Annotated in this window: 21 protein-coding genes; 13 read left to right on the forward strand and 8 right to left on the reverse strand. The window is 57.7% G+C overall.

What is annotated here, in order from left to right; genetic code table 11:
- The first annotated feature begins 57 nt into the window (after positions 1-57).
- Entirely contained in the window at positions 58-1,116 is a 1,059-nt protein-coding gene (locus tag UR504_RS11880; protein WP_115875495.1) for a MerR family transcriptional regulator, read from the forward strand.
- On the opposite strand, the gene dauA is transcribed toward UR504_RS11880, so the two are convergent.
- The 4 genes from dauA to lolB form a co-directional block, all read right to left on the reverse strand.
- Complete coding sequence (gene dauA / locus UR504_RS11885; protein WP_115875494.1) at positions 1,102-2,781, reverse strand: C4-dicarboxylic acid transporter DauA; 1,680 nt, start codon at positions 2,779-2,781, stop codon at positions 1,102-1,104. The two genes, UR504_RS11880 and dauA, sit on opposite strands and share 15 nt — an antisense overlap.
- A gap of 124 nt (positions 2,782-2,905) precedes the next feature.
- A complete protein-coding gene (prs, locus tag UR504_RS11890) occupies positions 2,906-3,853 on the reverse strand; it encodes a ribose-phosphate diphosphokinase (protein ID WP_003856663.1) in 948 nt (315 codons plus the stop codon).
- A gap of 125 nt (positions 3,854-3,978) precedes the next feature.
- Entirely contained in the window at positions 3,979-4,848 is an 870-nt protein-coding gene (gene ispE, locus UR504_RS11895; RefSeq protein WP_111965913.1) for a 4-(cytidine 5'-diphospho)-2-C-methyl-D-erythritol kinase, read from the reverse strand.
- Entirely contained in the window at positions 4,845-5,456 is a 612-nt protein-coding gene (lolB, locus tag UR504_RS11900; RefSeq protein ID WP_047651182.1) for a lipoprotein insertase outer membrane protein LolB, read from the reverse strand. Before lolB ends, ispE begins: the two co-directional genes overlap by 4 nt.
- Positions 5,457-5,657: 201 nt before the next feature.
- On the opposite strand from lolB, the gene hemA reads away from it, so the two are divergent.
- From hemA to kdsA, 6 genes are read left to right on the forward strand one after another with little or no spacing between them, the layout of a single operon-like run.
- Positions 5,658-6,914: a glutamyl-tRNA reductase gene (hemA, locus tag UR504_RS11905; RefSeq protein ID WP_024907067.1), complete on the forward strand. Its 1,257-nt coding sequence runs from the start codon at positions 5,658-5,660 to the stop codon at positions 6,912-6,914.
- A gap of 41 nt (positions 6,915-6,955) precedes the next feature.
- A complete protein-coding gene (gene prfA / locus UR504_RS11910) occupies positions 6,956-8,038 on the forward strand; it encodes a peptide chain release factor 1 (protein ID WP_021240360.1) in 1,083 nt (360 codons plus the stop codon).
- Positions 8,038-8,868 carry a peptide chain release factor N(5)-glutamine methyltransferase gene (prmC, locus tag UR504_RS11915; protein ID WP_302235313.1) on the forward strand — a complete coding sequence of 277 codons (831 nt, stop codon included), beginning with the start codon at positions 8,038-8,040 and terminating at the stop codon, positions 8,866-8,868. The genes prfA and prmC overlap by 1 nt, the downstream gene beginning before the upstream one ends.
- The gene (gene sirB2, locus UR504_RS11920; RefSeq protein WP_111965916.1) at positions 8,865-9,257 is read left to right on the forward strand and encodes an invasion regulator SirB2; all 393 of its coding nucleotides are present in this window, start codon (positions 8,865-8,867) and stop codon (positions 9,255-9,257) included. The genes prmC and sirB2 overlap by 4 nt, the downstream gene beginning before the upstream one ends.
- Positions 9,258-9,260: 3 nt before the next feature.
- Positions 9,261-10,070, forward strand: a complete 810-nt coding sequence (sirB1, locus tag UR504_RS11925; protein ID WP_024907069.1) for an invasion regulator SirB1 — start codon at positions 9,261-9,263, stop codon at positions 10,068-10,070.
- 36 nt (positions 10,071-10,106) lie between these two features.
- On the forward strand, positions 10,107-10,961 hold the full coding sequence (kdsA, locus tag UR504_RS11930) for a 3-deoxy-8-phosphooctulonate synthase (RefSeq protein WP_115875490.1): 855 nt from the start codon (positions 10,107-10,109) through the stop codon (positions 10,959-10,961).
- Positions 10,962-11,047: 86 nt separating this feature from the next.
- Here kdsA and chaA read toward each other — a convergent pair whose 3' ends face one another.
- On the reverse strand, positions 11,048-12,148 hold the full coding sequence (gene chaA / locus UR504_RS11935) for a sodium-potassium/proton antiporter ChaA (protein ID WP_302235314.1): 1,101 nt from the start codon (positions 12,146-12,148) through the stop codon (positions 11,048-11,050).
- A 270-nt stretch (positions 12,149-12,418) separates the two neighbouring features.
- Between chaA and chaB the strand changes: the two genes are divergently transcribed.
- Together chaB and UR504_RS11945 are read left to right on the forward strand one after the other, a co-directional pair.
- Positions 12,419-12,649: a putative cation transport regulator ChaB gene (gene chaB, locus UR504_RS11940; protein ID WP_045908986.1), complete on the forward strand. Its 231-nt coding sequence runs from the start codon at positions 12,419-12,421 to the stop codon at positions 12,647-12,649.
- 177 nt (positions 12,650-12,826) lie between these two features.
- A complete protein-coding gene (locus tag UR504_RS11945) occupies positions 12,827-13,522 on the forward strand; it encodes a gamma-glutamylcyclotransferase (protein ID WP_061097960.1) in 696 nt (231 codons plus the stop codon).
- 30 nt (positions 13,523-13,552) lie between these two features.
- Here the strand turns inward: UR504_RS11945 and UR504_RS11950 are convergent, their stop codons facing one another.
- From UR504_RS11950 to UR504_RS11960, 3 genes are all read right to left on the reverse strand, one after another.
- Positions 13,553-13,792, reverse strand: coding sequence for a DUF1883 domain-containing protein (locus tag UR504_RS11950; RefSeq protein WP_111965917.1), 240 nt, complete (start codon positions 13,790-13,792; stop codon positions 13,553-13,555).
- Positions 13,793-14,003: 211 nt separating this feature from the next.
- Positions 14,004-15,788 carry a methyl-accepting chemotaxis protein gene (locus UR504_RS11955; RefSeq protein ID WP_271368189.1) on the reverse strand — a complete coding sequence of 595 codons (1,785 nt, stop codon included), beginning with the start codon at positions 15,786-15,788 and terminating at the stop codon, positions 14,004-14,006.
- Positions 15,789-15,894: 106 nt separating this feature from the next.
- Positions 15,895-16,248, reverse strand: coding sequence for a DsrE/DsrF/TusD sulfur relay family protein (locus tag UR504_RS11960; protein WP_008499522.1), 354 nt, complete (start codon positions 16,246-16,248; stop codon positions 15,895-15,897).
- 72 nt (positions 16,249-16,320) lie between these two features.
- On the opposite strand from UR504_RS11960, the gene nasR reads away from it, so the two are divergent.
- From nasR to UR504_RS11980, 4 genes are all read left to right on the forward strand, one after another.
- Positions 16,321-17,505 (forward strand): nitrate regulatory protein NasR, encoded by a 1,185-nt coding sequence (gene nasR, locus UR504_RS11965; RefSeq protein WP_133294620.1) that lies wholly within the window; start codon positions 16,321-16,323, stop codon positions 17,503-17,505.
- Positions 17,506-17,742: 237 nt separating this feature from the next.
- Positions 17,743-18,990, forward strand: coding sequence for a CmpA/NrtA family ABC transporter substrate-binding protein (locus tag UR504_RS11970; protein ID WP_302235315.1), 1,248 nt, complete (start codon positions 17,743-17,745; stop codon positions 18,988-18,990).
- Positions 18,991-18,992: 2 nt separating this feature from the next.
- Positions 18,993-19,871, forward strand: a complete 879-nt coding sequence (ntrB, locus tag UR504_RS11975) for a nitrate ABC transporter permease (RefSeq protein ID WP_271368184.1) — start codon at positions 18,993-18,995, stop codon at positions 19,869-19,871.
- 9 nt (positions 19,872-19,880) lie between these two features.
- Positions 19,881-20,669, forward strand: coding sequence for an ABC transporter ATP-binding protein (locus UR504_RS11980; RefSeq protein ID WP_033145769.1), 789 nt, complete (start codon positions 19,881-19,883; stop codon positions 20,667-20,669).
- Positions 20,670-20,681: the final 12 nt, after the last annotated feature.

Consider the following 20,681-nt stretch of genomic DNA (forward strand, 5'->3'; position numbering starts at 1 on the left):
CCCTCACGTAACGTAAGGCTCCAGAGTGGCGCCACTGGCAAAGAAAAAGGAGCAGTTATGTTGATTCAGGTGGGTGAGCTGGCGAAACGTGCCGGGATCACCGTGCGGACATTGCACCACTATGAGCAAACAGGGTTGTTGCTGCCTTCTGCCAGAAGCGCGGCAGGTTACCGGCTTTACAACCTGGCGGATGTCCAGCGTCTGCACATGATCCAGGCGCTGGCAAAAGCGGGGCTGGAACTTGCTGAAATCAGGGATTTCCTGGAGCAGGAGTCGCTGTCGTTAACTGAGTTACTCGATGCGCAAATCACGCTGCTGGATAAACAGCTGCGCAGCATACATACGCTGCGCGACCGGCTGGTGGAGCTGCGAGCCGGGCTTCTCGACGATGCGACGCCTGATCTGGAATCCTGGCTACAGACTCTGGAGTTAATGAATATGTACGATCGCTGGTTTAGCAAAGAAGAGTTACAGCAGCTGCCGTTTGCGGTGCAGAAGGATGCGCTGGCGGCTATCTGGTCAGGGCTGGTTGCAGAGGCCAACACGCTGCTGGAGCAGCGCATACCCGCTACGGACGCGCGGGCGATGGATCTGGCGACGCGCTGGATGGAACGCCTGGAGCAGGACACGGCGGGCAAGCCGGAGTTTCTCACCCGGCTGAACGAGATGCACAGCGTTGAACCGCAGATGCAGGCGCAGACCGGCATCACGCCGGAGATGACCGATTACATTACGCGGGCGTTTGCCGAGTCGAAGCTGATTATCTGGGAGAAATATCTTTCTGCCGAGGAGATGGCCTTTACCCGGAAGCACTATTTTGACCGTATGATGGAGTGGCCGCCGCTGGTGGCGAAACTGCATCAGGCGCAGCGGGAAAATATCGATCCTGCCTCGGAGGAGGCGCAAAAGCTGGCTGAAAACTGGCTGGCATTGTTCCAGTCTTACGCGGGCACCAGCCCGGAAACTCAGCAAAAGTTTCGCGCTGCCATGCAGCAGGAGCCGCACCTGATGAAAGGAACCTGGATGACGCCTGCCGTGCTTGCATGGCTCCAGCAGGCGATCGGAGTGATGATGCAGAGACGTTTCTCTGCATCAGATAACTCACATATCCGCTAGCGCGGCTTCACGGTTAGGATAGAAGGAGAGTCGGCCAGGGATAGGCTGGACACCCGCACGGGCCATGGTGCGCAGGGGCTGGAATTCCAGATTACTCACCCGCAGCTCGCAGCCTTCCGGCAGACGTGTCACAAAGCGCTGGAAGGCATCCAGACCGCCGGCATCCAGCACCGGTACGGCATCCCATTTCAGCACCACAACCCGTTTGCCCGCGATGCGGGACTCAAGATCGCTGAACAGACCTTCCGCTGCGGCGAAGAACAGCGGGCCAATCACGCGCAGCACCAGCACGTCGTCAGGCACCTCGACGTTAACCGGGGAAAGGCGCGTCATCTGCGCGATACGGCGCATAAACAGCAGGGAAGCCAGCACGATCCCGACGCTGATGGCGATAACCATATCGAACAGCACGGTCAGCGACATGCAGATCAGCATCACGATGATGTCGTCTTTCGGCGCGCGGCGCAGCAGGTTCACGACCTTATGCGCCTCGCTCATGTTCCATGCCACCATCAGCAGCAGGGCGGCCATGGCGGACAGCGGTAGCCAGGAGAGCAGCGGGGCGAGGATCAGCAGGGCAAGGATCACCAGCACGGAGTGGATAACCGCCGAAACAGGTGACGTTGCACCCGCGCGCACGTTGGCCGCAGAGCGGGCGATGGCTGCCGTTGCGGTAATACCGCCAAAGAACGGCGCGACGAGGTTCCCCAAACCCTGACCGACCAGTTCGCTGTTAGCTTTGTGCTTGGTGCCGGTCATGCCGTCCAGAACGACGGCGCAGAGCAGGGATTCAATCGCTCCCAGCATCGCCATCGAGAACGCGGCGGGAAGCAGGGCGCGCAGGGAATCCCAGCTTAGGGTAAAGCTGGAGCCGGGCATGTCCCACGGCAGCACCAGCTGCGGTAGCAGTTGCGGAATGCCGCTACCCTGTGAACCGTCCGCCAGAACATAGTGGAACTGCGAGCCGATAGTCGCGACGTGAACACCGAACATATTGACGATGGCCATCACCGCGCAGCCCAGCAGCAGCGCGGGCAGGTGACCCGGCAGACGGATCCCCAGACGAGGCCAGACGATCAGCGTGCCCAGCGTCACAATCCCGATGGCGGCGTCGCCCAGGTTAGCAGTCGGCAGCGCCATAAACAGCGCCCCCACTTTTTGCAGGTAGTGCTCCGGTACGTGGGGCATCTGCAGGCCGAGGAAATCCTTAATCTGCATGGTTCCGATGGTGATACCAATCCCCGAGGTAAACCCCAGCGTCACGGAAAGGGGAATGTACTCTATCAGGCGACCAAAGCGAGCCAGGCCAAACAGAATCAAAAAGACGCCGGACATCAGGGTGGCGACCAGCAGGCCTGCCAGACCAAACTGCTGCGAAACCGGGTAGAGGATCACCACAAAGGCGGCAGTCGGGCCGGAGACGCTGAAGCGCGAGCCGCCCGTCAGGGCAATGACGATCCCGGCAACGGCCGAGGTGTACAGACCGTACTGCGGCGCAACGCCGCTGCCAATTGCCAGCGCCATCGCCAGCGGGATGGCGATAATGCCGACGGTGATCCCGGCAATCAGGTCACGGACAAAGCGTGACGAGGTGTACTTCTCTTTCCAGCAGGCGTCGATGAGGGCGCGAAAGGGCAGAACATGTGAGGAGGCTACGTTTTTCACAATTATCTATCATCCGTATGCGCATCATCTGTCATATGAATGGCAGGTGAAGGAGGCATTAATCATACAAATAAAACCCGGAGACAAAAAAACCCGCCGCAGCGGGTTTTTCGGCCGTGTTCGATTAGTGTTCGAACATTGCAGAGATGGATTCTTCGTTGCTGATACGACGAATCGCTTCGGCCAGCATCCCGGACAGGGTCAGGGTACGCACGTTTGGCAGTGCCTTGATCTCGTCGCTCAGTGGGATGGTATCGCATACTACAACTTCGTCAATGACGGAGTTGCGCAGGTTGTTTACCGCATTACCGGAGAAGATCGGGTGAGTCGCGTAAGCGAACACGCGTTTGGCACCACGCTCTTTCAGCGCTTCAGCTGCTTTACACAGCGTACCGCCGGTATCGATCATGTCGTCGACCAGCACGCAGTCGCGGCCAGCCACGTCACCGATGATGTGCATCACCTGAGAAACGTTAGCGCGCGGACGACGTTTGTCGATGATCGCCATGTCGGTATCATTCAGCAGCTTAGCGATAGCACGGGCACGTACCACGCCGCCGATGTCCGGAGAAACCACGATTGGGTTATCCAGGTTCAGCTGCAGCATGTCTTCCAGCAGGATTGGGCTGCCGAATACGTTATCAACCGGGACGTCGAAGAAGCCCTGGATCTGCTCAGCGTGCAGGTCAACGGTCAGTACGCGGTCAACGCCGACGCTTGACAGGAAGTCAGCGACAACTTTAGCGGTAATTGGCACACGCGCGGAACGGACGCGACGGTCCTGACGTGCATAGCCGAAGTAAGGGATTACAGCAGTGATACGGCCTGCGGAAGCGCGACGCAGAGCGTCGACCATAACAACCAGTTCCATCAGGTTGTCGTTCGTTGGAGCACAGGTGGACTGGATGATGAAAATATCACCACCGCGTACATTTTCGTTAATTTGTACGCTGACTTCGCCGTCGCTAAAGCGACCTACGGCGGCGTCGCCGAGGGAAGTGTACAGGCGGTTGGCAATACGTTGTGCTAGTTCCGGGGTGGCGTTACCAGCAAAAAGCTTCATATCAGGCACGAGAAGAACCTCAGGCATGCGTCCAGTGGTGGATAGCGTTCGCCGTAAACTGTGCGGGCCAGGCAAAGGCTATCCAGGCGGTGTATTAAAGAGCGCGATGCAACGTCTGGAACAGGGTGACGTTGTCACCGAAACTCAGTCTGCGCCAGAATGGCCTGCTGTAGGGGGGAGGTGTTCATCCCACGTGCTACAAAACCATGCAGCCAAACCGGCGCTTGCTCAAGCACCTGACGAGCGGCGGATTCGGTGTCAAATTCAGCAAAGACACAGGCTCCTGTACCAGTCAGGCGCGACGGCGCGTATTCTAACAGCCAGGAAAGCACCGCATCAACCTCGCGAAAACGTTTTCTTGCGATATCCTCGCAATCGTTGCTGAATTCACAATTTAATAACGTTTCTATTGACCGAACCGGGGTATTCCTTTTCAGGTCAGGATCTTTAAAGATGACCGGGGTCGGAATGCTTACGCCAGGATGGGCAACCAGGTACCATTTTTCCGGCGGTTCTACAGGGGAGAGGATTTCCCCCACGCCTTCGGCAAAAGCCGCATGACCGCGCACAAATACCGGGACATCAGCCCCCAGCGTCAAGCCCAGTGCTGCCAGTTCATCCTTCGACAGCCCGCAGCCCCAGAGATGGTTCAGCGCAACCAGCACGGTTGCAGCGTTGGATGAGCCACCGCCCAGACCACCGCCCATCGGCAGCCGCTTCTCGATACGGATTTCCGCGCCGCTTCCCGCGGGTAGACGGCCCGATTCCGCTGCGGCTTTCATCAGCAGACGCGCGGCGCGCACGATCAGGTTCTCCTCATGCGCCACGCCCTCGACCGGGGTCAGGAGGCAAATCTGCCCGTCCTGGCGCTGTTCAATGGAGATCGTGTCGCCATAGTCAATAAACTGAAACAGCGTCTGCAGCGTGTGATAGCCATCAGCGCGCTGGCCGGTAATGTATAAAAACAGGTTTAGCTTTGCCGGAGAGGGCCAGTGGGTCATCATTTAACGATCCAGTTGTCCATTTTCAGCTTGATGCGCTGGCTTCCCTGAGTCAGTTCCATATTCGATGGCAGCGACGGTTTACTCTTACTGTCATAGGCGCTGTACACCACTTTCCAGGTTTTGCCGTTCTGGGTGTAGTTCACCTGGCTCAGACGGTACTGGTCGTCCAGGGTGTAGTCGGTGGCGTCACCCGGCAGGCCCAGGATCCACTGGCGCAGGCTGTTGAGCGGGATAGGCATCCCGGTCAGCTTGCCAATCATCTCTTCGGCATCGGTCGCGGTATAGTGCTGGCCTTTGTTATCGGTGATCTGCGCTTCGCCAGGTTTGGCGATAAGCTCCAGCTCGGTGCTGCCCAGCGGGTTCAGCAGCAGCAGGCGGTAGTTGTCCTGCCCCGTCTGCTGCCAGAAGAAGCGGGCATAAACCTTTTGTTCGTCAGAGAGATAAGCGAAAGCGCCGCGGGTCTGGTACTGGTTCAAATTACGGACGTCCTGCTGGTGCTGACGCCACTGCGGTGAATCAGGGCTTTTGCCCGGGCCTTTTGGTTGGGTGACGGTACAGGCGGTCAGAACCAGTGCTGCCAGCGGCAGCAGGCGAATCAGTCGGGTCATAATGAGGACAAATCCTTGAGATACGTTGCAGTTATGACTGTTAATGCTAGCGTCGAAGGGGGCTACCGTCTACGTTCAAATTATCTCAAAGCGCTGTGTAACCTATTACTCCGAAAGGGGGCTGTCTCTTTTATTGATCTCGCGCATCCTGTATGATGCGTTCTGCTAACCTTATTAACGCTGGTACTACTCCCGCTCAACATGACCCTATTAGCACTCGGTATCAACCACAAAACAGCCCCGGTTTCGCTGCGAGAACGCGTAACGTTTTCGCCGGATACGCTTGACCTGGCGCTGGACAGCCTGCTTGCACAGCCGATGGTGCAGGGTGGCGTGGTGCTCTCGACGTGCAACCGTACCGAGCTCTATTTAAGCGTGGAAGAGCAGGACAACCTGCACGAAGCGCTGATCCGCTGGCTATGCGACTACCACAATCTCAACGAAGACGAGCTGCGTAACAGCCTGTACTGGCATCAGGACAACGATGCCGTCAGCCATCTGATGCGCGTGGCCAGCGGTCTGGATTCGCTGGTGCTGGGCGAGCCGCAAATTCTCGGTCAGGTGAAAAAAGCGTTTGCCGATTCACAAAAAGGGCATCTGAAGGCCAGCGAACTGGAGCGCATGTTCCAGAAGTCGTTCTCCGTGGCGAAGCGTGTGCGAACCGAAACCGACATTGGTGCCAGTGCGGTTTCCGTTGCTTTCGCGGCCTGCACCCTTGCGCGCCAAATCTTTGAATCCCTTTCTACCGTCACCGTGATGCTGGTGGGCGCGGGCGAAACCATCGAACTTGTGGCGCGCCATCTGCGCGAGCATAAAGTGAAAAAGATGATCATCGCTAACCGCACCCGCGAACGCGCGCAGGTGCTGGCGGATGAAGTGGGGGCAGAGGTGGTTGCCCTGAGCGACATCGATGAACGCCTGAAAGAGGCGGACATTATCATCAGCTCTACCGCCAGCCCGCTGCCGATTATCGGAAAAGGGATGGTGGAGCGTGCGCTGAAGTCCCGTCGCAATCAGCCAATGCTGCTGGTGGATATCGCCGTCCCGCGCGATGTTGAACCGGAAGTGGGCAAGCTGCCTAACGCCTACCTCTACAGCGTGGATGACCTGCAAAGCATCATTTCGCACAACCTTGCCCAGCGTAAAGCGGCGGCGGTTCAGGCGGAAACCATCGTTGAGCAGGAAACCAGTGAGTTTATGGCCTGGCTGCGCGCGCAAAGCGTCAGCGAGACCATCCGCGAGTATCGCGGACAGGCGGAGCAGGTGCGTGACGACCTGACTGCCAAAGCGTTAGCGGCCCTTGAACAGGGCGGTGACGCGCACGCAATTATGCAGGATCTGGCGTGGAAACTGACCAACCGCCTTATCCATGCACCAACCAAATCTCTTCAGCAGGCCGCCCGTGACGGGGATGATGAACGCCTGACTATTCTGCGCAACAGCCTCGGGCTGGAATAGCGCCCTATACCCATTTTCTAAGACAAGGTGCACTTACGCCTATGAAGCCTTCTATCGTCGCTAAACTGGAAGCTCTGCACGAGCGCCATGAAGAAGTACAGGCGCTGCTCGGGGATGCCGGGACCATTGCGGACCAGGAACGTTTTCGCGCGCTTTCACGTGAATACGCGCAGTTAAGTGATGTTTCTAAATGCTTTACCGACTGGCGACAGGTTCAGGAAGATATCGAAACCGCGCAGATGATGCTCGACGATCCTGAAATGCGCGAGATGGCGCAGGAAGAGCTGCAGGATGCTAAAGCGCGTTCTGAAGAGATGGAGCAGCAGCTTCAGGTGCTTCTGCTGCCGAAAGATCCGGACGATGAGCGTAACGCCTTTGTGGAAGTTCGCGCCGGTACCGGCGGTGACGAAGCGGCGCTGTTTGCCGGGGATCTGTTCCGTATGTACAGCCGCTACGCCGAGTCGCGTCGCTGGCGCGTGGAGATCATGAGCGCCAACGAAGGCGAACACGGTGGCTATAAAGAGGTTATCGCCAAGATCAGCGGCGACGGCGTGTATGGACGTCTCAAGTTTGAATCCGGCGGTCACCGCGTGCAGCGCGTACCGGCCACTGAATCTCAGGGCCGCATTCACACCTCCGCCTGCACGGTGGCGGTGATGCCGGAGCTGCCGGAAGCGGAACTGCCGGACATCAATCCGGCGGACCTGCGTATTGATACTTTCCGCTCCTCTGGCGCGGGCGGTCAGCACGTTAACACCACCGATTCCGCCATTCGTATTACCCACCTGCCAACCGGTATAGTTGTCGAATGTCAGGACGAGCGTTCCCAGCATAAAAACAAAGCCAAAGCGTTGTCGGTGCTGGGCGCGCGTATCCACGCGGCCGAAATGGCGAAACGCCAGCAGGCGGAAGCATCCACGCGTCGTAACCTGCTGGGCAGCGGCGATCGCAGCGACCGAAACCGCACCTACAACTTCCCGCAGGGGCGCGTAACCGACCACCGCATCAACCTGACGCTGTACCGTCTGGACGAGGTGATGGAAGGCAAGCTGGACATGCTGATTGAGCCTATCGTGCAGGAATACCAGGCCGACCAGCTGGCGGCACTGTCCGAGCAGGAATAATGGATTTTCAGCGCTGGTTACGTGAGGCTGCCGGTGAGCTTTCCGAAAGTGAAAGCCCTAAACGCGATGCCGAAATTTTGCTTGAGCATGTGACGGGTAAAGCCCGCACGTACCTGCTGGCCTTCGGCGAAACTGAACTGACCGCGGAACAGGAAGCACAGCTCGCCGCGCTGCTTGCCCGCCGTAAAACCGGCGAGCCGGTGGCGCACCTTGTCGGCGAGCGCGAGTTCTGGTCGTTACCGCTGTACGTTTCGGCGGCAACGCTGATCCCGCGTCCGGACACCGAGTGTCTGGTTGAGCAGGCGCTGGCGCGTTTATCTGCGGAGGCCTGCAGCATTCTCGATCTCGGTACCGGTACCGGGGCCATCGCGCTGGCGCTCGCCAGCGAGCGGCCGGACTGCACCGTTACGGCGGTGGACGTGATGCCTGATGCGGTCACGCTGGCGCAGCGTAACGTGGAACGTCTCGGGCTCAGCAACGTGACGGTGCGGCAAAGCAGCTGGTTTGCCGCGCTTGAGAATCGTTCATTTGCGATGATTGTCAGCAATCCACCTTACATCGACGAACATGATCCGCACCTTGCGCAGGGAGATGTTCGCTTTGAACCGCTCACGGCGCTGGTTGCTGCCAACGCGGGATTAGCCGATCTTGATCACATTGTGACAACGTCACGACAACATTTACTTCCCGGTGGCTGGCTGCTGGTGGAGCATGGCTGGACGCAGGGGGAAGCCGTGCGAGCGCTGTTTATGCAAGCAGGCTACGCCGCTGTCGAAACCTGCCGCGACTACGGCGGCAACGAGCGCCTGACGCTGGGGCAGTGGTTATGAGCCTTTTTACCGTACTTATTACCGTCCACTTGATTTCCGTTGCGCTGACCATCACCTTTTTCATCGTCCGTTACTGGTGGCGCTACAGCAACAATCCGCTGATGGATGCCCGCTGGGTGCGTATCGCGCCACACTGTATTGACACGGTGTTGCTCCTCTCCGGTGCCGGGCTTATGTGGAAGACCGGCTATCTGCCATTTACTGATAAAGGCGCATGGCTGACTGAAAAGCTGTTTGGCGTTATCATCTACATCGTTTTGGGTTTTATCGCGCTTGGGCGTCGTCGTCCGCGCAGCCAGCAGGTCGGGTTTATCGCCTTTCTGCTGGGTCTGGTGGTGCTGTACATCATCATTAAACTCGCCACCACAAGAATACCGTTACTGGGGTAAGTCATGAGGTCCTTAGCCGATTTCGAATTTAATAAAGTGCCGCTTTGCGATGGCATGATCCTGATTTCAGAGATGATTCGCGACGATTTTACGTCGCAGTTTGTCTACGATGAGCTGGAGAATCTGGTCAGCCTGGCGCGTGAAGAGATTAATCAGGCTCGCCCGCAAGACTGGCAATTAGAGAAGCTGCTGGAGCTTTTCTACGGCGAATGGGGTTTCTGCGACACGCGGGGCGTGTATCGCCTGTCTGACGCATTATGGCTGGACCAGGTCTTAAAAAATCGTCAGGGCAGCGCCGTGGCGCTGGGTTCTATTTTGCTGTGGGTCGCGCACCGTCTGGATATTCCGCTGGTCCCGGTCATTTTCCCGACGCAGATGATCCTGCGTGCTGAGTGGCTGGACGGCGAAATGTGGCTCATTAATCCTTTCAACGGCGACACGCTGGATGAACATACGCTGGACGTATGGCTGAAAGGCAATATTAGCCCGGTGGCTGAACTCTTCAACGAAGATCTCGACGAGGCGGATAACGCAGAGGTCATTCGTAAGCTGCTGGACACGCTAAAGTCCGCGTTAATGGAAGAGCGTCAGATGGAGCTGGCGTTGCGCGCCAGTGAAGTACTGCTGCAGTTCAACCCGGAAGATCCGTACGAAATCCGCGACCGAGGGCTGATTTATGCCCAGCTCGACTGCGAGCACGTGGCGCTGAACGATCTGAGCTATTTCGTCGAGCAGTGCCCGGAAGACCCTATTAGCGAAATGATTCGTGCGCAGATCAACGCGATCTCGCACAAACAAATTACACTGCATTAATCTTAATTCCGATTCATACCTGAATAAGGCGATCCTATGAAACAAAAAGTGGTTAGCATTGGTGATATCAAGGTAGCAAACGACCTGCCGTTCGTACTGTTTGGCGGCATGAACGTGCTGGAATCCCGCGATCTCGCCATGCGTATCTGCGAACACTACGTTACCGTGACCCAGAAGCTGGGCATCCCGTACGTGTTTAAAGCCTCTTTTGACAAAGCCAACCGCTCCTCCATCAACTCTTACCGTGGCCCGGGCCTGGAAGAGGGTATGAAAATTTTCCAGGAGCTGAAGCAGACCTTTGGCGTGAAAGTGATCACCGACGTGCATGAAGCCTCCCAGGCGCAGCCGGTGGCAGACGTGGTGGACGTGATTCAGCTCCCGGCATTCCTGGCTCGCCAGACCGACCTGGTGGCCGCGATGGCGAAAACCGGTGCCGTGATCAACGTGAAAAAACCACAGTTCGTCAGCCCGGGCCAGATGGGTAACATCGTCGATAAGTTTATCGAAGGTGGTAACGATCAGGTCATCCTGTGCGACCGTGGTGCAAACTTCGGTTACGACAACCTGGTCGTGGATATGCTGGGCTTCAGCGTAATGAAGAACGTCTCTAACCAGTCTCCGGTGATTTTCGACGTGACCCATGCCCTGCAGTGCCGCGACCCGTTTGGCGCCGCGTCCGGCGGCCGCCGTGCTCAGGTGACCGAACTGGCGCGCGCCGGTATGGCAACCGGTCTGGCTGGCCTGTTCATTGAAGCGCACCCGGATCCTGATAACGCAAAATGCGACGGTCCATCCGCGCTGCCGCTGGATAAGCTTGAGCCGTTCCTGAAACAGGTCAAAGCGATTGACGATCTGGTGAAGAGCTTCGACGAGCTGGACACCAGCAAATAATAAAAAAAACCCGCTTCGGCGGGTTTTTTATGCCTCCCTCTCCCTGGCGGAGAGGGGTGGGGGCATCAGCCCGCACCGTCCCACTCTTACGCAAATATCGTCATCAGATACGCAACAAACAACGCCATATGCGCCGCTCCGTTCAGCACGTTGGTGCGCCCGGTGGAGAACGAAATCTGGCACAGCAGCAATGATGCTACCATCACGATCATCTCCGGCGCACCCAGCGCAAACTGCAGCTCGTTACCGGTCATAAAGGCAATCAGCGTCACCACCGGTACGGTAAGTGAGATCGTCGCCAGCACGGAGCCGAAGAACAGGTTCATTGCGCGCTGCACCTGATTATTCAACACCGCTTTCAGCGCGCCCAGCCCTTCAGGGGAAAGGATCAGCAGCGCCACCAGGAAGCCGGTAAACGCCACCGGCGCGTTCAGCTCGGTTAACAGCGTCTCCAGCGGGTTAGCGTTCATCTTGGTAACGGCAATCACCGCAATCAGATGTACGATCAGCCAAACCGTATGCCACGCGCTGCTGTGGGCCGACGGCTTACCGTGGTGCGGATTATCGTCGTCGCCGTCGTCTTCATGCTCATACACAAACAGGCTCTGGTGCGTTTTGGTCTGAATCAACAGGAACACGCCGTACATGGCGGCGGAAATCAGCGCGACCAGCAGTGCCTGACCGGTGGAGAAGTTTGCACCCGGCAGCGCCATCGGGAAGACCAGCACGATAATGGCAAGCGGGAAGAGGGCAATCAGATACTGTTTGATGCCAAACAGGTTCATATACTGGGTCGCGAATTTACGCCCACCCAACAGCAGAGAGAAGCCCACCAGACCACCCGTCACAATCATAATGATCGAGTAAAGCGTATCGCGCATCAGCGTCGGCGCGGCATCGCCGGTCGCCATGAGCGCGGAAATCAGGCTAACTTCGAGAATAACAACGGAAAGGCTGAGAATTAAAGAACCATACGGCTCGCCCAGACGGTGGGCCAGGACGTCCGCATGGCGAACGACGCTAAATGCGCTGGTTAAGATGCCGACCAGGGCAAGAATATTGATACCAACCACCACTGGCAGTGACTGACTGCTTCCCCAGAAGAGCAGCACAGCCAGTGCCAGAACCGGGAAAATGAGTGACGTCTCCTTGTGGCGGGTCTTTACCGCCTCGTGTGTTGCTGTCATGTGCTTCTCCATCAATGCAGGTGCTTGTAATTATAGATAGATTTTTAAGGGCATTAAACTAACAGATCTCTGTTAAATACCCTTTATTTTTTACTTAATTTTACCCTTTTCTTTGAAATTTGCGCCTGACCCATATAATTTACTTTATCTCTAAAATAGATTTTAAATAACAATAAATTAGAGTTTTAATCAATGCATAAATTAAGTCCGGGTGGCACCATGCTATATCGTCGTCCACACTTATCTCTTTAAGCAAAAGAGAGGTGAGTGATGCCATATAAAACGAAACGCGAATTACCCGATAACGTGCAAAACGTGCTGCCCGCTCACGCGCAGGATATCTATAAAGAGGCGTTTAACAGCGCCTGGGATCAATACAAAGACAAGGAAGATCGCCGGGATGATGCCAGCCGTGAAGAGACGGCCCACAAAGTCGCCTGGGCCGCCGTAAAACATGAATATGAAAAAGGAGACGACGATAAATGGCATAAAAAGAAATAGCCGTGAAATAATTCGCTGCCTTCATTTTGACTTTTCAGGCGGTTGAACTGCCGTTGTATTGCAACTGGTCCGCTAATTGCTTATCGTTATTTAACTGCTGGCAAAATGACCAGCACCTAAGGCCGGGAAGGCGAATTACAGATGTCGCAAGGAAGCATGCAGTGGCGGAGGTGGAAAGTGTTAACGCGTGATTTCTTAATGAAGGCAGATTGTAAGACGGCATTTGGTGCTATTGAGGAATCGCTTCTCTGGTCAGCTGAACAACGTGCGGCGTCGCTCGCTGCCACGCTTGCCTGCCGCCCGGATGATGGCCCGGTATGGATTTTTGGCTACGGCTCCCTGATGTGGAACCCGGCGCTCGAATTTGTCGAATCGGCAACGGGAACGCTGCCTGGCTGGCACCGCGCATTTTGCCTGCGTCTGACGGCCGGACGCGGCAGCGCGTGCCAGCCCGGGCGCATGCTTGCACTGAAAGAGGGCGGGCGCACCACTGGCGTGGCGTATCGCCTGCCGGATGCCACGCTGGAAGAGGAGCTTACGCTGCTCTGGAAGCGCGAGATGATCACCGGCTGCTACATGCCAAGCTGGTGCAAGCTGGAACTGGACGACGGACGCACCGTCAATGCGCTGGTGTTTATCATGGACCCCCGCCATCCGCTGTATGAAGCGGATACCCGCACGCAGGTGATTGCTCCGTTAATTGCCGCCGCCAGCGGACCGCTGGGTACCAACGCGCAGTATCTCTTCTCCCTCGATCAGGAGTTGACCCGCCTCGGCATGCAGGACGATTGTCTGAATGAACTGGTGGTGAAGGTGAAGGCGTTGCTGGAAGGGAACCCGCTCAACGGCACGCTGCGACCGGGTTTTGCCTGATATTACGCCCGGCTTGCCGGGCGTTTAATATTATGCTGCCACGTAGCTGATGGAATGCTCCAGAGACTGACTGTGGCTGTCAATCAGCACATCCCATGTGCCGGTGTAGGGCACTGTAAGCCAGGCCTTATCATCCTGTACGGTGAGAATATCCGCCTGGGACTGTTTTTGTGCTTTCGAACTCATCAAATGAATACGACAGCGTTCTGAGCAACGCACCACCACCGTATCCCCGCCAAACAGCTTCAAACTTGTTTTTACCAGTGCCATTTTTTACCCCGTAGTCTTAAACAACGCTCTCCCTGCAGCCATATCCGAGCGTGATGTTGTTCACAATTCACTCATGGCATAACACCAAAGGGGAGGGGGTGAGATGCTGATTTTGATCAAAAAATGGCATAACGATTAAACAAAAATGACAAAATTCCTCAAAATTTCAGCTGGCGCGCGTTTTACCCGCTAAACGCGCGCCGCCAGAAAATTAAATGCGGAAATGACCGGCTGTTTCAGCAAGGTCGCCCGCCTGGCTCTGCAGGGCACCCGCAGCGGCGGCGGATTGCACGACCAGCTCGGCGTTCTGCTGAACCATTCTGTCGAGATGGGTCACCGCGTGGTTGATCTCATGAATCCCTTTCATCTGCTCGCTGGTGGCGATGGAAATTTCGCGCATAATGCCGGAGACGCTGCCGATGCTGGAGCGGATCTCATCCATGCTTTCCCCGGCCAGATGCACGTAGCGGGAGCCGGTCGCCACGCTGTCGGTGGTGGAGTCAATCAGGGATTTGATCTCTTTCGCCGCCTGGGCGCTGCGGCTCGCCAGATTACGCACTTCGCCCGCCACCACGGCAAACCCGCGCCCCTGCTCGCCGGCACGGGCCGCCTCGACGGAGGCGTTCAGCGCCAGAATGTTGGTCTGGAACGCGATGCCGTCAATCACGCTGGTGATATCGCCAATTTTAGCCGACGCGACTTCGATGGACTGCATGGTGCTGATCGCCTGGGATACCACCTCGCCGCCGCGCGCCGCGGCCGCGGAGGCCTTGCTCGCCTGGTCATTCGCTTCTGCCGCCGATTCGTTCGACTGGGTCACGGAGGCGGTGATCTGCTCCACGGCGCTGGCCGTCTCGCGCAGGCTGGATGCGGCCTGCTCGGTACGTCCGGAAAGATCCTGGTTACCCGCCGCAATCTCCTGCGCGGCGTTTTTCACCGACTCGCTGGCATCACGGAGCTGCACCATCACCACCGACAGCTTATCGCTGAAGGCGTTAAAGGCCTGCGCAATCTGCGCAACCTCGTCCTCGCCGTTGTCCGGCAGGCGCTGGGACAGATCGTTAGTCCCGTTAGCAATGTTGTGCATCGCGTCGCGAATGTCTGACAAACGCTTGAGCAGGCGGGCAATCAGGAAATGCACAATGGCCGCGCTTAGCAGTGCTAGGATCACCAGCGAAATCGCCGAGGCTTTAAGCAGGGAACGCATGCCGGAGGTGGCATCACCGTTGTCGAGCGCGACGACTAACAGCCAGTTTGTGCCCGGCACGGCTGTCGCCACGAAGGTTTTTTCAGCGTCGTTCAGCGTTCCGTCGACGAGGTTACCGCTTTTCAGCGCAGCAAAATCAATGCCTTTGATCGTCTCAGCGAATGGTTTAAGCGTGAGCGCCGGATCGTTAGCGGCAATCACGCTGCCGTCACTGTTCAGAAGCAACCCGCTGCTGGCCGGTGTTGGATGGATCCCGCGCACGTTAGCCACCACGCTGTCCATCGCCACATCGCCCGCCACCACCGCTTTCAGCGTACCATTCTCTTTTACCGGCACGGCGAAGGTTACCACCAGTTTGCCGGTCCCCGCGTCAACGTAGGGCGCGGTGACGACCGGACCGTCCGTGCTGACCACCTGCTGATACCACGGGCGGATAGTCGGGTCATAGTCCGCCGGGACACCCGCCGGTTCAGAGAATTTCGCCGTTTTGCTGGCGTAGCCAACATAAACGTTGGTGAAGCCACCCGCCTGCGCAAGCTGTTTAAACACCGGAACCGGATCGTCACTCAGCGCAACGGTCTGCGCTGAGGCGATCACCGCCATCTTGCTTTTTACCCAGTCGGCAATCGCCATGTTATGGCTGGCGCTGGTGCTGGTCAGAATATCGCGCTGGGACTGCTGGTTATCCTGGCGCGTGACCTGGAAGTTAATAACGGTATTAAGGAGAAGTGCGACGACCAGACAGCCTGCCGTCGTCGCGATGATGCGTGCACGAATCGATCTGAACATAAGTGAAATACCTGCTGTGTTGTTTCCATGCCTATCGGCATCCCCGCAGGTAAACTTGATGCTGAAACCGCGTCCATAAGAAAATAATATTTTTACGGGTTTATTATTAAAAAGTTAATACTTTATCCGCGGACAGCGTCCACTCGGCCAGCTCAACCAGCGTACCAATCTCTACGCCATCAATCAGCGGCAGACCGGTAATACCGCGGCCGTCGGTACAGGTCTTGCACAGCTTCACCGGCACGTTTTGCGCGGTCAGGATCTCCAGCATCTGCTGAATGTTATAGCCCTCGGCCGGTTTTTGTCCCTTCAGCCCCGCGGTGACCGCGTCCGACATTAAAAAGAGTCGTAACGCGAGGTCACTCTCTTTTTCACGCAGCGCAATCGCCAGGCGCAGGCTATTAAAAAGGGATTCGCTGCCGTAGGCCGCACCGTTGGCGACGATCACAATCTTTTGCATGTTGACTCCTGTTCTTATAAAGGCACGAATATTGCTTAGCTTTCCCGAGTTTCGCTGTTCCGGAGAGAAAGCATGACATTAATGGCTGGCATTTCGCCAGGCGCTGCCGAATGGCTCGAGCGCGCAAAGATGATGCGCCGGGAGCAGCTCAGCAAGCTGGCACAGCTTGGCGAGCTTGTGCACGGCATTAGCCAACTGGTGCACATGTTACAGTGCGAGCGTGGGGCGTCCAACGTCTGGCTCTGCTCACAGGGTAAGCTTTACGCCCCCGAATGCAAAGCCAGCCGGGCGCTGGTGGATGAAAACCTCGCTGCACTTTATGTGATTCTTGAAAAACAGTCGCCGATCCCGGGAAGTACGGTCTGTGAACGCATCGGCGGCGCGCTCCTGAGCCTGGATATGCTTCCTGCGCTGCGCGAAGGAGTTATTCAGCAAACGGTAACGGCACCGCAGGCGATGGAACACTACTCCCGCATGCTTCGCCATCTGCTCAGTATCGTACCGCAGCTTAATGACAGCATTGACGATCCGCAAATAGCCGGGCGTTTTGTCGCCCTGTATAGCCTGATGCAGGGGAAAGAGCTGGCGGGACAGGAGCGGGCGCTGGGGGCGATTGGCTTCACGCAGGGTTTTTTCGATGATGTGACTCGCCAGAGGCTGGTTGACCGCATCGACGGGCAGCAGGCCTGCTTTGAAATCTTTCTCTCGCACAGCCACGCTGAGGTACAGGCCACCTTTGCCTTAAACTGCCAGCCCGATCGTGAAACGGAGCAGCTACGAAGGGTGGCCTGCACCCGCCAGCCCGCCGCCGATAACGGCCATACCGCACTGGCCTGGTTTGCTCTGCAAACCGCGCGCCTTGAGCATCTGCGCGCGCTGGAGGAGACGCTCATCGCCGATCTGATGACGGCGGTGGACGAGCGTATTTACCGTAACGATGAGTACGTGCCTCCCGCCGATGAGCAGGACGATCCGCTGATACAGTACCCGGAAAAACCGTTGCTCACCCTGGTGCGCCAGCAGGCGCGCGAGATAGAACAGCTCTCGCGCCAGCTGGCGTCGCTGCGCGATACGCTTGAAGAGCGCAAAGTCATAGATAAAGCGAAAAGCGTTTTGATGACCCACCAGAATATGAGTGAGGAACAGGCCTGGACGGCGCTGCGCAAAATGGCGATGGATAAGAACCAAAGGATGGTGGATATCGCCCGCGCGCTGCTCATGGTGAAGAATTTGTGGCAGGTAATACCAAAGGAGTAGCTGCACGGTCAGCGGGCATTTTGTGCCTGATTGAGGTGCGTAAAACTGAGGGTAAAGCGGGATACACCGCGATACACCGCGAAAACCGCGTGTTAAAACCTGGCATTCGCTTTGCATTATCAGATTAACCATTTTTGACGATGCGCCAACGGCGGTGCATTCGTCTTCGGGATAAAGGCGTCCACTGGTGCTTCGGCATCGTGGGCGCTTTTTTTTGGTTTTTATTCAGGAGTGGTCATGGCGGATTTGTCGAGACGGCGTTTTTTGCAGGCCAGCATGCTGGCGAGTGGTGCAATGCTGTTACCGGGTATCATGCAGGCCGCATGGGCGGCAGGCTCGGATAAACCGGAGCAGGAAACAGTGCGCATCGGGTTTATCCCGCTGACCGACTGCGCGCCCGTGGTTATCGCGGCGCTGAAAGGCTTTGATAAAAAATACGGCATTACCATCGTGCCCACCAAAGAGGCGAGCTGGGCGGCGGTGCGCGACAAGCTGGTGGCGGGCGAGCTTGATGCCGCGCACATTCTCTACGGCCTGCTGTACGGCCTGGAGCTGGGCATTGCCGGCAAGCCGCAGCAGATGGCGAACCTGATGACGCTTAATCAGAACGGCCAGGCGATTACGCTTTCCAGCGATCTGGCGGAGAAGGGCGTTCGAGACCTTGACGGGCTGAAAAAGCTAATTGGTCAGCAGGCGCCCGGCACCTATACCTTCGCGCACACCTTCCCGACCGGGACGCACGCCATGTGGCTCTACTACTGGCTGGCCAGCGCGGGCATTAACCCCTTTGACGACGTGCGCACGGTGGTGGTGCCGCCGCCGCAGATGGTGATGAACATGCGCATTGGCAACATGGTCGGCTTTTGCGTCGGCGAGCCGTGGAACGCGCGGGCGATTAACGACCGCATCGGCTTTACCGCCGCGACGTCACAGTCTGTCTGGGCCGACCATCCGGAAAAAATCCTCGGCACGCGTCGCGACTGGGTGGAGAAAAACCCGCACACCGCGCGGGCGCTGGTCAGCGCGGTGCTGGAGGCCGCACGCTGGATCGAAGCCTCCGCGGAAAACAAGCGCGAGACCGCGCGGATCCTCTCCCGCCGGGCGTGGCTCAACTGCAAGGAACAGTTTCTCACCGGGCGAATGCTCGGCGAGTACGACAACGGCCTGGGCCAGCGCTGGCAGGACGCGCACCCGATCCGTTTCTTCAACGAGGGGGCCGTCAGCTACCCATATCTCTCCGACGGTATGTGGTTCTTAACCCAGTTCCGCCGCTGGGGCTTGCTCAAATCCGCGCCGGACTACGCGGGTATTGCACAGCGCATTAACCAGACCGCTGTCTGGCAGGATGCCGCCACGGCGGTGGGGGGCATCACCACACCGACTTCACCATTACGCAGCAGCACATTGATGGACGGCACCGTCTGGAACGGTACCGACCCGGAAGGATACGCCAGCCGTTTCGCCATTCATCGTAAAGGGGCCTGATTATGCAGCATCTACAAAAGACGAAATCACCAGATACGCCAGAGAGTGGGGAGGTGATTGTCCTCCCTCCGGTGCAGGTTCGCCGCCGTACGCCGACGTTTGCGCGTCGGATTAACGCGATCATTCAACGCATCATTCCGGCGTTACTCGGTCTGGGACTGCTGGTCGTGCTGTGGCAGCTGGCGGCGATTAACAGCAAAGGTTTCCCGACGCCGCTCAGCACGCTCGATTCCGCCATTACTCTTTTTGCCGATCCGTTTTATCGCGACGGGCCTAACGATATGGGCATTGGCTGGAACGTACTCGCCTCATTACAGCGCGTGGCGGTTGGCTTTGGCCTGGCCGCGTTCGCCGGGATCCCGCTCGGCTTCCTGATTGGCCGCTTCACCTTTTTTTCGCGCATGTTCGGCCCGCTGATCGCGCTGTTACGCCCGGTTAGCCCGCTGGCCTGGCTGCCCATCGGCCTGCTGCTGTTCCAGAAAGCGGAGCCCGCGTCGAGCTGGACCATTTTTATCTGCTCTATCTGGCCGATGGTGATCAACACCGCCGAAGGCGTGCGCCGCATTCCGCAGGACTACCTCAACGTTGCCCGGGTGCTGCAGCTTTCCGAGTGGACCATCCTGCGCCGCATTCTCTTCCCGGCGGTGCTGCCCGCGGTGCTGACCGGGGTGCGCCTCTCCATCGGCATCGCCTGGCTGGTGATTGTCGCCGCCGAGATGCTGACCGGAGGGCTGGGGATCGGCTTCTGGATCTGGAACGAGTGGAACAACCTCAACGTCGAAAACATTCTCATCGCCATCGTCATCATTGGCGTGGTCGGGCTGCTGCTGGAGCAGGGGCTGATGCTGATCGCCCGGCGCTTTAGCTGGCAGGAAAAATAAGGAGCGAACATGAAACCATTAATTCAGGTCCAGGCCGTGAGCCAGCGTTTTTCCACCGCCAGCGGCGAGTTTCTGGCGCTGCAGAACGTCTCTTTTGATATCCACGAGGGCGAAACCGTGAGCCTGATTGGGCACTCTGGCTGCGGCAAATCGACGCTGCTGAACCTCATCGCCGGTATTACCCTGCCGACCGAAGGTGGGCTGATTTGTGACAACCGCGAAATCGCCGGGCCGGGGCCGGAGCGCGCGGTGGTGTTCCAGAACCACTCGCTGCTGCCGTGGCTCACCTGCTTCGACAACGTGGCCCTGGCGGTAGATCACGTGTTTCGCCACAGCATGAGCAAGGCTGAGCGCCGGGAGTGGATTGAACACAATCTCGACCGCGTGCAGATGGGGCACGCTCTGCACAAGCGTCCGGGGGAGATCTCCGGCGGCATGAAGCAGCGCGTCGGTATTGCCCGCGCGCTGGCGATGAAGCCGAAAGTGCTGCTGATGGATGAACCCTTCGGCGCGCTCGATGCGCTGACGCGCGCTCATCTGCAGGACTCGGTAATGCAGATCCAGCAGGCGCTGAACACCACCATCGTGCTCATTACCCACGACGTGGACGAGGCGGTGCTGCTCTCCGATCGCGTGCTGATGATGACCAACGGCCCGGCGGCGACCGTCGGGGAGATCCTGCGCGTCGATCTGCCGCGCCCGCGCAACCGGGTGCAGCTGGCGGACGACAGCCGCTATCACCACATGCGCCAGCAGATCCTTCATTTCCTCTATGAAAAGCAGCCAAAAGCGGCGTAGCGAGGGGGCTTT

Origin of the sequence: Enterobacter sp. 241F3, from assembly GCF_034106785.1 — a bacterium.
In the GTDB taxonomy this organism is placed as follows: domain Bacteria; phylum Pseudomonadota; class Gammaproteobacteria; order Enterobacterales; family Enterobacteriaceae; genus Enterobacter; species Enterobacter vonholyi.